The following is a 14,798-nucleotide window of genomic DNA, read 5'->3' on the forward strand; positions in this document are numbered from 1 at the left end:
ATGGCACAGTATTCAAGGAAAGAAGTACTTGACGCGGCAAAAAAATTGGCAGACATGCTAGCAAATACGGAAGAAATTGACCGCTTTAAAGAACTCGAAGCTAAAATAAATGCAAGTACAAAAATTCAAACACTGATTACAAAGATTAAAGCTTTACAAAAACAAGCAGTAAATTTACAGGCTTATGATAAGAAAGAAGCATTAGCTCGTGTAGAAGAGCAACTGGATCGTTTACAAAGTGAGTTAGACGGTATCCCTATCGTTTCGGAATTCAAAGAACTCCAAGTGACAGTAAATGATGTCTTACAGCTTGTATCTACTACAATTTCTAGGGAAGTAACAAACCGTATTATTGAAGGAACAGGCGGTAATGTATTAGAAGGGAAAACAGGTACAAAAGTAACAAAATAGCTAAAAACCAAGCATAATAGAATGCTTGGTTTTTAATCACGTATGAACGGTCTGTAATCCCCCTCTTCTAAACATGAGGGAAGCCCAATATATAAAGGGGGGATAAACAGTCCGTAAATCCCTGATTCTGTTCAACTAACATTCAGTGGGGGAGGTAAGGATACCTCCCTCATTGAATGAAGTTTCACTTTAGCTCTCCGCTTGGGAAACTGCTTAATCTTTAGTATGGATGAAATCTGTTTGGACATCTTCTAATTCATCATCTGTCACGGCATGCTCCCACACTTCATCGTCGTCTTCATCTTCCACCTTATTTGCATCCCAAGTCGGATCCACTTTTACGAGTAATTTTGTTTCGCCAATTACTTGCACGATAAATTCTCTTTCCACCTCAACTTTAATTTTACTTCCTTTTTTCTCAATTTTGCATTCCAGGCAATTTGGCTGCTGTAACACTTTCGCAATCACATCGAAATCATCATTCAGGCAATTTTCATCTTTGATGGATAGGGGCACAATATCACGATATGTTACTTTTTCCGTAACAACCTGTGTTTTTGTATTATCATTAAAGGAATACCAGATATTTACTTCATAGCTACCATTTATTTCTACACTATCCGTAGATTTCATTTTTGCGTGGTATAAATGATTAATCACCCAGCACCCGAGAATGCTCGAGGGACGGTTTGGGGGAGTAACCGTATGAAATTCCTTTGTAAACTTACGTCCCTTCCCAATAACTGCCTTGGTGATGATTTCTCGATAATCTTTTTTTAGAAAAGACATAGCTGTATTTACCTCCTCTTTTTTCATAGTCATTTTATGCATGGCAAACACCTAAAGTGCATACTTCCAAAATCAATAAATTAAATCCAATTCTTTCTACTGAAGTTGGAAAGAAATCTGCCTGACTTTCTAATATCTGCTGATTTGAAAAGAAAAAGTCAGCGGGTTAGAGGGAAGTTATTAATTTATGCTATAATGGCGGGAGAAGATTTCGGATATGTTGGAGGCTTAATAATGGCAAAGAATACACCAATGATGGAACAATACTTAAGAATAAAAGCCGCTCACCAAGATTCATTTTTATTTTACCGCCTAGGTGATTTCTATGAATTATTTTATGATGATGCAATTAAAGCGGCACAAGAACTTGAAATAACATTAACAAAAAGAGGCGCACAGCGTGAAAGTGAAGCAATTCCAATGTGCGGAGTTCCTTATCATTCTGCGGAGAACTATATAAAAACATTAATAGATAAAGGCTATAAAGTAGCAATCTGTGAACAAGTAGAAGACCCCAAAACAGCAAAGGGTGTTGTGAAAAGAGAGGTCGTTCAGATTATTACTCCTGGTACGGTTATGTCGCAATCGATGCTTGATGAAGGGGAGAATAATTATCTCTGCAGTCTTTCACATTTCAATGACGGCTCTTATGTCGTTGTTTATAACGATTTATCGACCGGGGAGAACCGTGTAACTCTCATTGAAGCAGGCTGGGAAGCAGTTCTTCATGAATTATACAATCAGCCGATCAAAGAAATTGTCATATCTTCCACTTTAGAAGAGGATTTGCAAGCGCAGTTAAAAGAAAGGTTACAGGTTACATTATCTTATCAAGATGAAATTACATTTAATGGGGAGTACCGTAACTTAGCAGAGAATTTAAATGACGAACGTCTAATGACAGCCTTTAGCAGGTTGCTTAACTATATTCAACAGACCCAGAAACGTTCACTCGACCATTTACAACAGGCAACTGTTATCGAATTAAAGAATTATTTATCACTCGATATGTTTTCAAAACGTAATCTGGAATTAACAGAAACGATTATCAAAAAAGGGAAACATGGCAGTTTATTATGGGTGCTCGATGAAACGATTACAGCAATGGGCTCTCGTACATTGAAAAAGTGGCTCGAGCGACCGCTGTTAACGAAAACAGAAATTGAAAGACGATTGAATATCGTTGAAGTATTTTACAACGGGTTTATGGAAAGGGACATGCTGAGAGAAGCGTTGAAGTCCGTATATGATATGGAAAGATTGGCTGCAAGGATCGCTTACGGGAATGTAAATGCGCGCGATCTCATCCAGTTGAAACAATCCTTACAAAACATCCCTGAAATCAAACAAGTTCTCTATCAATTCCCAAATGAAGAAATGAAAGTATTAGCAGATGAACTTACCTATCCTAAAGAAGTCGTTGCACTGCTTGAGCAAAGTATTACGAATGACCCGCCTGCATCGATCACAGAAGGAGATATCATCAAAGATGGATACAATGCACAACTAGATGAATACCGTGATGCATCGCGAAATGGGAAACAATGGATCGCAGAATTAGAACAAAAAGAAAAAGAACGAACCAACATCAGATCACTAAAAATCGGATATAACCGAGTATTTGGTTATTATATTGAAGTTACGAAAGCGAATTTACATCTTTTACCAGAAGGACGATATGAACGAAAGCAAACGTTAACGAATGCCGAACGGTTCATCACGCCAGAACTAAAAGAAAAAGAGACAATTATTCTTGAAGCAGAAGATAAAAGTATCGAACTGGAGCATGATTTATTCGTTGAAATTAGAGATAAAATGAAAAATCATATTCCACTCTTCCAAGAACTTGCTGAGCATATCAGTCAGATTGATGTGCTTCAGTCCTTTGCTACAGTCAGTGAGGCAAATAATTACACAAGACCGCGCTTTGTGAGAGAGAATTTATCGATTAAAAATGGCCGCCACCCAGTTGTTGAGCAAGTAATGACAGAGGGGACATTTGTGCCGAATGACGTTCAACTGGATAACGAAAATAGTATTCTATTAATTACCGGTCCGAACATGTCAGGTAAGAGCACGTATATGCGGCAACTCGCTCTAACGGTAATTATGGCTCAAATCGGATGTTTTGTACCGTGTGAGGAAGCTGATTTGCTCCTATTCGATCAGATTTTTACGCGGATTGGTGCTGCTGATGATCTTGTTTCTGGTCAAAGTACATTTATGGTGGAGATGCTTGAAGCAAATCATGCTTTGGCAAAAGCGACCGATCGCAGTTTAATCCTACTGGATGAAATAGGCAGAGGAACGAGTACATATGATGGCATGGCACTTGCCCAAGCGATTGTAGAGTACATTCATCATAATATAGAAGCAAAAACATTGTTTTCCACACATTATCATGAATTAACTGCGATGGAAGAGACCCTTCCACGGTTGAAGAATATTCATGTCCGCGCGGAAGAATATGAGGGCAATGTTGTATTTCTTCACCAGATTAAGGAAGGTTCGGCAGACCAAAGTTACGGAATTCAAGTTGCCAAGCTCGCTGGACTTCCAGATGCATTAATTGAACGGGCGACGGCGATTCTTACAGAATTGGAAGAGGGTGCTGAACATGAACCGGTCACAGAAAGAATGGAAGCTGGTCAACTCTCCTTCTTTATTGAAGAAAATTCACCTGAGAAAGAAAATAAGCTCACAAAAAAAGAGCAGCAAGTAATCGATGACTTAGGACAGTTAAACTTATTTGAAATGACGCCAATGGAAGCAATGAATGCATTATATCAACTCCAAAAAAAGCTAAAATAACGGACGGCTTGAAGTTAGAAAGGATGTTTCTATGAAAATAAAACAGATGCCTACCGAACTGGCGAATAAAATTGCAGCAGGAGAAGTTGTCGAACGTCCTGCATCTGTTGTGAAGGAGTTGGTGGAAAATAGTATTGATGCGGGTAGTACCTCGATAAAAATAGAACTTGATGAAGCAGGAATTACCCGAATTAAAGTGACGGACAATGGGGATGGAATGACCGCGGCTGATAGCGAGCGGGCATTTCTCGCCCACGCGACAAGCAAGATCAGTAATGAGACAGACTTATTCCATGTCCGTACCCTCGGATTCCGTGGCGAGGCGCTTGCAAGTATTGCTGCTGTCAGCAAACTAACTCTCAAAACATCTACAGGAGAAGAAGCTGGTACTATTTTATCCATTGAAGGCGGTGAGATTGTAGAAAGAAATAAAAGTGATGCGAGAAAGGGTACAGAGATAACTGTCGAGCAACTATTTTACAATACTCCAGCCCGATTGAAATATATGAAAAGCCTTCATACGGAATTAGGCCATATTACTGATTTATTAAACCGACTCGCTCTATCTTATCCGGAAATTCGCTTTGAGGCGATTCATAATGGAAGAACGTTATTTAAAACTTCTGGAAGCGGTGATTTGTTGCAAGTCATTGCTCAAGTGTATGGCATGTCGGTAGCGCGCAAGATGCTTCCAGTTCACCATGAATCGCTTGATTATGAAATTACAGGGTATATCGCCCGGCCGGAAGTGACTCGTGCTTCACGTAATTTCATATCGACGATTATCAATGGCCGTTATATTAAGAATTATCCATTGGCTAAAGCAGTTATGGATGGGTATCATACAATGCTTACCATTGGAAAGTATCCACTCGTCGTTCTGAAAATAAACATGGATCCAATTTTAGTGGACGTGAACGTTCATCCAACGAAACTGGAGGTACGGTTTAGTAAGGATAAAGAACTTTATGAATCTGTGAAAGAAACAATCCGAACAGCACTTAGACAAGAGACTTTAATACCGGAAATCGAATATAAACAACCGAAAGAAAAACAGCAATCAATCCAAGAACAATTCACCTTTTCGGCACCTATGGAAGAGGAAGTGAACAAGCAATCGGTTAGAGAAGAAACCATTATTAAAGAACCGACAAGAGAAATACAGCCACCGGTCATGAAAGAGTCGATTCAGCAACAGGATGAAACGATCCCGGTGCCAGATCCTGAACCAGAATATTTAGAACCGGTACAGGAAGAGGCAGTAGAGGCACCTAAAGAAGACCGGATTCCATTGATTTATCCGATTGGTCAGCTGCATGGCACGTACATTCTCGCACAGAATGAAGAAGGCTTTTATATGATTGACCAGCATGCTGCCCAGGAGCGAATCAAATATGAGTTTTTTAGGGATAAACTTGGGAAACCGAGTACGGACTCCCAACAACTGCTCCTCCCTTTAACTTTTGAATTTTCGAACCAAGAGGCATTGTTTATCGAAGCATATAAAGAGGACTTGGAAAAGGTCGGGCTCTTTTTTGAACCGTTTGGGGAGAAAACGTATATCATTCGTTCCTGTCCGAGTTGGTTTCCAAAGGGATTTGAGGAAGAAGTCGTTCGTGATATTATCGAGCAGATTATGAAAGATGATAAAATTAATATCGCGCATATCCGTGAGGAAGCGGCAATTATGATGGCCTGTAAACGATCGATTAAAGCAAATCACCATCTGACGATAGATGATATGTTCCAACTAATTGAAGACTTGAGATCGACAACAGATCCGTTTACTTGTCCTCATGGACGACCGATCATTATCCATTTTTCCAGCTATGAGCTTGAGAAGATGTTTAAGCGGAGCATGTAAAGGTATAAACTCACTTCGCAGCCTAAAAACATTCAGCTATCCCTTGCTATAATTAGTACTTAGGCTTATGGACACGACTCTAAAAGTTTGTTCCATTTCCCAATGATGCCTTTTTAAAAGTAACCGAAAGACACTACGGATTACCTTCACTCGGCACAAGTGTCTTGATCATTCTCATTTTTAGCGTCCTAGTTCTACCTGCCGTTCAGTTGCCCGGCGGACCTCCAGGTGGAAGATGCATTTACGCTAAATAAAAGGGATCACCTAAAAAAATTCTTCAAAGACAGCGAGCTGTTGATGAGGCTGATTTACTTTCCTGTTTTGAGGTGTGAAAGTTTTAGGGTATAACAAACACCTGAATGGAGTAAACTAGTAAGAAAAAATACATGAGGTGAAAAGCTTTGGATAACCAGTCGTTAATAAACTTTTTGAACCAATTACTATCCAATCACTTTATTCTGTATGTGAAGCTCCATCGTTACCATTGGTACGTTAAAGGGAAGAATTTTTTCCAGCTCCATGAACATTTTGAAGGGCTCTACAATCGTTCAGCAGACCAGCTTGATGAAGTTGCTGAACGAATCATTATGATCGGTGGCCAGCCGCTCGCGACCATGAGTATGTATTTGAAGCAAGGCACGCTTGAAGAAGCGAACGCGGATGATACAGAGGCGGAAATGATTACCCAATTAATTCATGATTTTGAGAAAATCGCTAATGAAATAAGAGAGACCGGTCTTGTATTAACAGCAGAATTCGCGGATGAACCGACGAATGATTTGCTTATTGAACAATTGGCATCATTCGAGAAAGAACTATGGATGCTCAGGAGCTATCAGGAAGAGAAATAACAATCTATAATAATCTAGGGGTAATACGATGAAAAAAACAGTCATAGCCGTTGTTGGTCCAACAGCTGTTGGGAAAACAGCTCTCAGTATTTATCTTGCCAAACAACTGCAAGGTGAAATCATCAGCGGTGACTCGATGCAAGTGTACAAAGGGATGGATATCGGTACGGCTAAAATCCGTAAAGAAGAAATGGCAGGAATCCCTCATCATCTGCTTGATATGTTAGAGCCGACGGAAGAATATTCGGCAGCAGCATACAAAGCTGATGTGGAAAACAGAATCGAAGAAATTACCGCAAGAGGCCGCCTGCCTATAATTGTGGGCGGTAGCGGCCTATACATACAGGCTGCTTTATTTGATTATAATTTCCCTGACATCCCTCGGGATGAATTCAGGACTAAAAAGTTAGAAAATGAAGCAAGAGAAGAAGGGATTAACCAGATTTACCGCCGTCTTGAGGAGGTCGATCCCGATCAGGCAAGAAAAATTCACCCAAACAACCATCGTCGCGTTATTCGTGCGCTGGAAATATATGAAACTACCGGGAAAACCAAAACGGAATGGGAAAGTGAGCAAAAAAAAGAACCGAAGTACAATACATTGTTTATCGGGCTTGAAATGGAAAGAGCAACACTTTATGAACAAATTAATGCCCGCGTGGATATGATGATGGAAGAAGGCCTGCTTGAAGAAGTTACGGCTCTCTATCATGCGGGTTACACAAATACCAAGGCAATGAAAGCGATTGGCTATAAAGAATTTATCCCGTATTTAGAAGGTAAAGAGGATCTCGATGAAGCAATCGAGAAATTGAAACAAAATTCAAGACGCTATGCAAAAAGGCAATTTACCTGGTTTAAAAACCAATTGCCAGTAGAGTGGTTTTCAATCCATCCGGAAGAAAAAGAGGAAAAGTTTACAATGATTTTGCAAAAGATAGCAGGAATATTGAAAATGAAGTAGAATTAAGATTATATAGATAGAAAAAGGGAGGAAGTACCATGGCACAAAATGTCAACATTCAAGAACATTATTTAAATCAATTAAGAAAGAATCACACTTCGGTTACTGTCTTTCTGACAAATGGATTTCAATTACGAGGGATTATCAAAGCGTTTGATAATTTTACGATTTTACTGGAAACCGACGGAAAGCAGCAACTAATTTTCAAACACGCAATTTCAACTTTTGCGCCAGTGAAAAATGTTAACTTAGAAAATGAGTAATAACGACGGATGCTATTATTGGCATCCGTTTTCTAATGAAACTTCTATCCTCCCACTTGCTGAATGAGTTTTACTTTATAGCATTCCTGTAAAAAGGAAGTTCGATTAAGTACTCTCATGTATGGGGCGACATCGAACCCGCGCACTTAGCCTGGATGGACACTACTGTCTTTGAATTTGGGCGTTTGTCACCCTTTTATGATTATTTACGTATACTGGGATGACGAAGGAGTGAGTATATGGAAACGGAAATGAGAGCGAGCCGGAATGGCCGGATCAATATTGTTTTGCAAGATACTCTATCCCAGACTGAAAGAAAGCGTTCAGCCGGTTTTAATAATCAGTTCAAACAAATAGAGGAAGCTTTTAACTCGTTTGTTGGCGTTAAACAAATTAAAACAACGATAAAACAAATTTATGCGACCGTACTTATTAACGAAAAAAGAAAGGAAGCAGGGCTTTCTTCTAACCAGCAAGTATTGCATATGTTATTTAAGGGCAATCCCGGTACAGGAAAAACAACACTTGCACGCAGACTTGCTAAATTATATGTTGACCTTGGAATCCTTTCGAAGGGACATTTTATTGAAGCGGAACGGGCCGATCTTGTTGGGGAATATATTGGACAGACGGCGCAAAAAACAAGAGCGCTAATTGAAAAAGCAATGGGGGGCATTCTCTTTATCGATGAAGCCTATTCACTTGCCCGCGGTGGAGAAAAGGACTTTGGTAAAGAGGCGATTGATACACTTGTAAAACATATGGAAGACGGTCACAAGGATTTCATTCTTATACTCGCAGGTTATCCCTCTGAAATGGGCCGATTTCTTTCGACCAATCCAGGACTGGAATCGCGGTTTCCGTTTATTCTTGATTTTCCCGATTATAAATTGGAAGAATTAATGGAAATAGCACATCAAATGGTTCGATTAAGGGAATATCAATTAACAATGGAAGCGGACAGAAAGCTAAGGGATTATTTATATCATCAATTAGCAACGAAAGGAAGACATTTCGCCAATGCCCGTTCGGTACGGAACTTGATGGAAAAGGCGATTCGGTTACAGGCATACCGACTCGTCCAGACGGAAAATTACCAACCGGAAAGGCTAATGGAAATTACCGCAGCAGATATTAAATTTGAAAATGAGTAAAAGAGAGGTAACTTATGGCAGAAAAGATTTTAGTTATCGCAGTAAGAAAGCCAGAACAATTACAGGAACGGTTTCAATCGTCACTCGATGAAATAATCTCATTGAGTAATACAGCCGGCGGGAAAGTGGAGGGGGTTTTCACGCAAAATCGCAACCACATCCATCCGGCAACCTACCTCGGTGAAGGGAAATTGAGGGAGATTAAAGATGAGGTTGAAGCAAAGGAAATCGACCTTGTTATTTCCAACGATGAATTGTCTAGCGGCCAATTAAGGAATTTAAATAATTATCTAGGAGTCCGGATTATTGATCGGAGCCAGCTGATCTTAGATATCTTTGCGCAGCGGGCTCAAACGAAAGAAGGTAAGCTGCAAGTGGAGCTTGCCCAATTGGAATATTTATTACCAAGATTACGAGGTCAGGGAATTGAATTATCCCGTCTCGGCGGTGGAATTGGGACAAGAGGTCCGGGAGAAACGCAATTAGAAACAGACCGCCGTCATATCCGGCGCAGAATCGGTGATATTAAAAATCGCCTAAAACTTGTTGTCAACCAGCGTGAGCAATACCGGAAACGCAGAAGGAATAATGCGATTTTCCAGATTGCCATTGTCGGGTATACAAATGCTGGAAAATCAACTTTATTTAATCAATTAACGGATAGTAATACACTTCAGGAAGATAAGCTTTTTGCGACACTGGATCCATTAACGAGGAGGGTCGTACTCCCCTCTGGATTTCAAGCGATAATGACCGATACGGTTGGTTTCCTTCAGGATCTTCCGACATCTCTTATTGCAGCATTCCGTTCAACATTAGAGGAAGTTGCAGAAGCTGATTTTCTTTTACATGTTATCGATGTATCCCATGTGGATTACGAACAACATATTGAAACAGTGGAAGAACTTTTACAGGAATTGGATGCAGATCAATTGCCGATGTTATATATTTATAATAAGAAAGACCTTCTAGAGGAAGATTTCATTGCTCACGAACGCCCGTATTCTCTTGTTTCTGCGTACGAAGAAGAAGATATGCAGCTCATCTTAAGGAAAATAGAAGAGATGTTAAAAGAGGTATGGGTGCCGTTCCATGTCGCGCTGGAAGCAAATGAAGGCAGACTGATGGTCCAATTGGAGCAAGAAGCAATCCTTACAGATAAGTCCTATAATGAAGCGGATAATCGCTATCATATTAAAGGATACATTCGAGAAAATCATGCATTATTAAACAGATTAAAGGAGTAATGAACAAATATGCTTTTGGACTTAATCAACCAGACAGAACAAGATATTAAAACATTGAAAGAACAAGTAAATACCGTAGTGGAGAAAAATCAGCAACGTGTGCTCGATGCTTTTATTGAAAATCGGGTAAGTGACAGCCATTTTAACTCTACAACTGGTTATGGGTATGATGATATGGGCAGGGACGCGCTTGAAGCGGTATATCGTGATGTATTCGGGACAGAAGATGCGCTCGTCCGTCCCCAACTCGTTTCCGGTACACATGCCATCTCGACCGCCTTATTTGGTGTGCTTCGATCAGGAGATGAACTCCTATATATAACAGGAAAGCCGTACGATACGCTCGAAGAAGTAGTTGGTAAAAGAGGAAATTCTCCAGGTTCATTAAAAGAGTATGCAATCGGTTATGGAGAAGTTGATTTGCAGGAGGACGGGGCTGTTGATTTTGCTGCCGTCAGTCAAAGAATCCGAGCAAATACGAAAGTAATCGGCATTCAGCGTTCAAAAGGTTATGATGACCGACCTTCTTTCACAGTGGCAGAAATTAAAGAAATGGTCGATTTTGTAAAAGAAATAAAAGATGACGTTATCGTATTTGTTGATAATTGTTACGGTGAATTTGTGGAAGAGCTGGAACCAACTCATGTAGGTGTTAATCTGATGGCAGGGTCCCTCATTAAAAATCCAGGCGGAGGAATTGTTCGCTCTGGTGGCTATATTGTGGGAGACGAACTTTTGGTCGAACAATGTGCCAACCGTTTAACTGCACCTGGACTAGGGAAAGAAAGCGGAGCGACATTAAACATGCTGCAAGAACTGTTTCAAGGATTTTTCCTCGCTCCTCATGTAGTTGGCGAAGCATTAAAGGGCGCAATATTTACATCACGATTCCTTGAATTGGCCGGGTTTACAACGACACCAGCTTACCAGAGCAAACGGACCGATTTAATCCAATCCGTCACATTCGATACAGCGGAGCAAATGATTGCATTTTGCCAGGCAATCCAAGAGAATTCCCCTGTAAATGCTTATGTGACACCATTTCCAAGTGAAATGCCAGGCTATGAAGATGAAGTCATTATGGCAGGGGGAACATTCATCCAAGGATCAAGCATTGAATTATCCGCAGATGGACCAATCCGTGCTCCGTACACGGCTTACGTTCAAGGGGGGCTTACGTATTCCCACGTAAAACTTGCTTTAACCCGGGCAGTCACAGCACTTGAGAAAAAAGGTTTTCTCCTCGTTGAATAGGGTATAGTAATATTTGGGTGGAGATTAACATCCAAACTAATAGTTGGAGGAGATTTAGTTGGGAACCGAAATTACAAAGGAAACGATCAAAGAAAAGATTAAAGAGGAAAATGTCCGCTTTATTAGACTGCAATTTACCGATATTCTTGGAACAATTAAAAATGTGGAGATACCACTCAGTCAATTGGATAAAGCGTTAAACAATAAGATGATGTTTGATGGTTCTTCAATCGAAGGGTTCGTGCGTATTGAGGAATCAGACATGTATTTATATCCGGACTTAGATTCCTTTGTTGTATTTCCTTGGACATCTGATAAAGGAAAAGTAGCCCGTTTCATCTGTGATATTTACAATGCGGATGGAACACCATTTTCGGGATGTCCCCGTTATATTTTAAAAAGAAATTTGAAACGGATGGAAGAGCTCGGATTTGATACATTTAATATCGGTACCGAACCGGAATTCTTTTTATTCAAGCTGAATGAAAAAGGTGAACCAATTCTTGAGTTGAATGATCACGGTGGTTATTTCGATCTTGCCCCGACAGATCTTGGGGAAAACTGCAGGCGGGATATTGTTCTGGAACTGGAAGAAATGGGCTTTAAAATTGAAGCATCGCACCATGAGGGTGCACCAGGACAACATGAAATTGACTTTGAATACTCGGATGCTGTTCGTCACGCGGACGATATCCAAACGTTTAAGCTTGTCGTTAAAACGGTCGCAAGAAGACATAATCTGCACGCGACATTTATGCCGAAACCACTATTTGGTGTAGACGGCTCAGGGATGCATGTCAACATGTCCCTGTTTAAAGACGGTGAAAATATGTTTTTTGATGAAGCAAGTGAACGCCAATTGACGGATATAGCTAGCCAATTTATCGCTGGGCTTCTGGAACATGCAACTAACTTCACTGCAGTGACAAACCCAATTGTAAACTCATATAAACGGCTCGTACCAGGTTACCAAGCACCTTGTTATGTAGCTTGGTCCAGTTCGAACCGGAGTCCGTTATTACGGATACCAAGTTCAAGAGGTGTGAGTACACGTGTTGAAGTAAGAAGTGTGGATCCGGCATCAAATCCATATTTGGCACTTTCTGTCTTGCTTGCTTCAGGCCTAGACGGGATCGAACATAAATTACAACCACCACAAGCAGTTGACCAGAACATTTATGCAATGACGAAAAAAGAAAGAATAGAAAATGGAGTGAAAGATTTACCAGCCACATTGAAAGAAGCGCTTGATGAGATGGAAAAAGACCCTGTCATTATTCAGGCACTAGGAAAACATCTCTATCAAAATTATGTGGAAGCAAAAGAATATGAGTGGCAAATGTTTAATAATACAGTTCATCCTTGGGAGCGCGAACAATATTTAACATCCTATTAATCTTGTAAACAAAACATCTGATCTTTGCACCGAATGCGAAGATCAGATGTTTTTTAATGAATATCTCTGTATAATCCGATTACTTTACCTAAAATACTAACCTTTTCATAAAATAATGGTTCCATTGTAGCGTTTTCTGGTTGCAAGCGAATCATTTTTTCTTCTTTAAAGAAACGCTTCACCGTTGCCTCGTCATCATCTGTCATCGCTACAACGATATCTCCATTATTAGCCGTGTTCTGCTGTTTTACAATGACCATGTCACCTTCAAGAATACCAGCTTCAATCATACTTTCACCTTCAATGACAAGGACAAATAAATTATCATCCGGGCTCGCATGTGAACTCGGCACAGGGACATACTCCTCGATATTTTCAACAGCGGTAATGGGTATTCCAGCAGTAACCTTACCGATTACTGGAGCATAACGAGCTGTATTTTTCGGAATATTCCCTTCACCGTCTTGATCTAATATTTCAATGGCCCTTGGCTTAGTCGGGTCACGACGGATAAACCCTTTTGCTTCTAATCTTTCCAAGTGTCCATGAACGGTTGAACTCGATGCAAGTCCGACAGCCACAGCGATTTCTCGAACGGATGGTGGATAACCTTTTGCATGAACTTCTTTTTTTATAAAATCTAAAATCATCTGTTGTCTTTTAGAAACTTTTGTCATCTATTTATCACCTCTTACATAGGATTTATTATTACTAGTTTACCATCGTAAGAAAGATTATGCAAACGTTCGTTCGAAAAAACTGTTGACAGGACCACTTGTTCGTGCGATAATACGTTCTAGAACAAAAGTTCTAAAAAAGTGGAGGGATTTAACTATGTTCAATAGATTATTTGCGAAGTATTCAAAAGAAGATATATTCTTTACTGTCGGTTTCATCTTAACTTTGGTATTCTTATATTTCTCTCTCATTGCCAATGCTTAATCACCCAAGAAGGAGAAATCGAATCGTGAAAGCAGTCATCTATTGTAGAGTAAGCACAGATAAAAAAGAACAGGAATCATCACTCGCTAGGCAAAAAGAAGAATTGTATGAACTAGCGACCCGACAAGGATTGGATGTCGTTACATGTATTGAAGAGCAGGTGAGTGGTTATGAGATTAATAGGGACGGTATCTTTGAAATGCTTGAACATTTTTCAAATGAGGAAGCGGAATGCCTATTAATTCAAGATGAAACGAGACTAGGTAGAGGGAATACGAAAATAGCCCTGTTTCATCAATTACAAAAGTTAAATATTTCTATATACACAGCGATTCATGATGGAGAGCTGGAATTATCAGAATCAGATTCTATGGTTTTACAGATTGTCGGTATTGTCGAGGAATACCAAAGGAAAATTCATAATTTGAAAATTAAACGTGGAATGCAACGGGCAGTAAAAGATGGATATAATCCGAGAAATAATTTAAAAAATATCGGAAAAGCACCGGGGAGAGAAAGATTGGAAGTGCCGCTTGAGGAAATTGTACGTCTTCGCGATAAAAAACTTACTTTCGGGGAAATCACAAGCACATTAAATGGCTTGGGGTATAATATTTCAAAAGCAACCGTCCACCGTCGTTATCAAGAGTATGAACAAAATAGCGACCTGCAAAATGAAAACCTTAAATGAGACAAGTTGTATTGCTTGTCTTTTTTTGTTTTATGCTTTATAAATAAATGTGAAAAACAATAATAATACTACAAATAATTACGGTTATTATTGTGCAAAGTAGGGTATTATTACATGTTAGATACAACCTGCATTAATCCTTCATGGAAACTGTAAGAGGA

At 39.8% G+C, this 14,798-nt stretch carries 13 protein-coding genes; 11 read left to right on the forward strand and 2 right to left on the reverse strand.

Translation table 11 applies throughout. The features are described 5' to 3' along the window. Entirely contained in the window at window positions 1–411 is a 411-nt protein-coding gene (locus SPD53_RS03580; protein WP_156856454.1) for a RicAFT regulatory complex protein RicA family protein, read from the forward strand. A gap of 213 nt (window positions 412–624) precedes the next feature. Here the strand turns inward: SPD53_RS03580 and cotE are convergent, their stop codons facing one another. Then, a complete protein-coding gene (gene cotE, locus SPD53_RS03585) occupies window positions 625–1,200 on the reverse strand; it encodes an outer spore coat protein CotE (RefSeq protein ID WP_156856455.1) in 576 nt (191 codons plus the stop codon). A 234-nt stretch (window positions 1,201–1,434) separates the two neighbouring features. Here cotE and mutS point away from each other — a divergent pair, with 234 nt between their 5' ends. The 9 genes from mutS (at window position 1,435) to glnA (ending at window position 13,004) form a co-directional block, all read left to right on the forward strand. Continuing rightward, the gene (gene mutS, locus SPD53_RS03590) at window positions 1,435–4,011 is read left to right on the forward strand and encodes a DNA mismatch repair protein MutS (RefSeq protein ID WP_336251666.1); all 2,577 of its coding nucleotides are present in this window, start codon (window positions 1,435–1,437) and stop codon (window positions 4,009–4,011) included. 31 nt (window positions 4,012–4,042) lie between these two features. Further along, window positions 4,043–5,875 (forward strand): DNA mismatch repair endonuclease MutL, encoded by a 1,833-nt coding sequence (mutL, locus tag SPD53_RS03595; RefSeq protein ID WP_188858494.1) that lies wholly within the window; start codon window positions 4,043–4,045, stop codon window positions 5,873–5,875. 428 nt (window positions 5,876–6,303) lie between these two features. Then, window positions 6,304–6,726, forward strand: coding sequence for a Dps family protein (locus tag SPD53_RS03600; RefSeq protein WP_336251667.1), 423 nt, complete (start codon window positions 6,304–6,306; stop codon window positions 6,724–6,726). A gap of 28 nt (window positions 6,727–6,754) precedes the next feature. Continuing rightward, window positions 6,755–7,690, forward strand: coding sequence for a tRNA (adenosine(37)-N6)-dimethylallyltransferase MiaA (gene miaA, locus SPD53_RS03605; RefSeq protein ID WP_336251668.1), 936 nt, complete (start codon window positions 6,755–6,757; stop codon window positions 7,688–7,690). A 38-nt stretch (window positions 7,691–7,728) separates the two neighbouring features. Further along, on the forward strand, window positions 7,729–7,953 hold the full coding sequence (gene hfq, locus SPD53_RS03610) for an RNA chaperone Hfq (RefSeq protein WP_156856460.1): 225 nt from the start codon (window positions 7,729–7,731) through the stop codon (window positions 7,951–7,953). A 239-nt stretch (window positions 7,954–8,192) separates the two neighbouring features. Further along, window positions 8,193–9,107, forward strand: a complete 915-nt coding sequence (locus SPD53_RS03615) for an AAA family ATPase (protein ID WP_156856461.1) — start codon at window positions 8,193–8,195, stop codon at window positions 9,105–9,107. Between the two features lie 14 nt (window positions 9,108–9,121). After that, window positions 9,122–10,354, forward strand: a complete 1,233-nt coding sequence (gene hflX / locus SPD53_RS03620; protein WP_156856462.1) for a GTPase HflX — start codon at window positions 9,122–9,124, stop codon at window positions 10,352–10,354. Between the two features lie 9 nt (window positions 10,355–10,363). Continuing rightward, window positions 10,364–11,608, forward strand: a complete 1,245-nt coding sequence (locus tag SPD53_RS03625) for a methionine gamma-lyase family protein (protein ID WP_336251669.1) — start codon at window positions 10,364–10,366, stop codon at window positions 11,606–11,608. A 58-nt stretch (window positions 11,609–11,666) separates the two neighbouring features. Next, window positions 11,667–13,004: a type I glutamate--ammonia ligase gene (gene glnA / locus SPD53_RS03630; protein WP_156856464.1), complete on the forward strand. Its 1,338-nt coding sequence runs from the start codon at window positions 11,667–11,669 to the stop codon at window positions 13,002–13,004. A gap of 53 nt (window positions 13,005–13,057) precedes the next feature. Here the strand turns inward: glnA and lexA are convergent, their stop codons facing one another. Next, the gene (lexA, locus tag SPD53_RS03635; RefSeq protein WP_156856465.1) at window positions 13,058–13,681 is read right to left on the reverse strand and encodes a transcriptional repressor LexA; all 624 of its coding nucleotides are present in this window, start codon (window positions 13,679–13,681) and stop codon (window positions 13,058–13,060) included. 290 nt (window positions 13,682–13,971) lie between these two features. On the opposite strand from lexA, the gene SPD53_RS03640 reads away from it, so the two are divergent. After that, complete coding sequence (locus SPD53_RS03640) at window positions 13,972–14,637, forward strand: YneB family resolvase-like protein (protein WP_156856466.1); 666 nt, start codon at window positions 13,972–13,974, stop codon at window positions 14,635–14,637. Window positions 14,638–14,798: the final 161 nt, after the last annotated feature.

Source organism: Oceanobacillus sp. MO10714A (assembly GCF_037072045.1).
GTDB classification, from domain to species: Bacteria; Bacillota; Bacilli; order Bacillales; family Amphibacillaceae; genus Oceanobacillus; species Oceanobacillus indicireducens.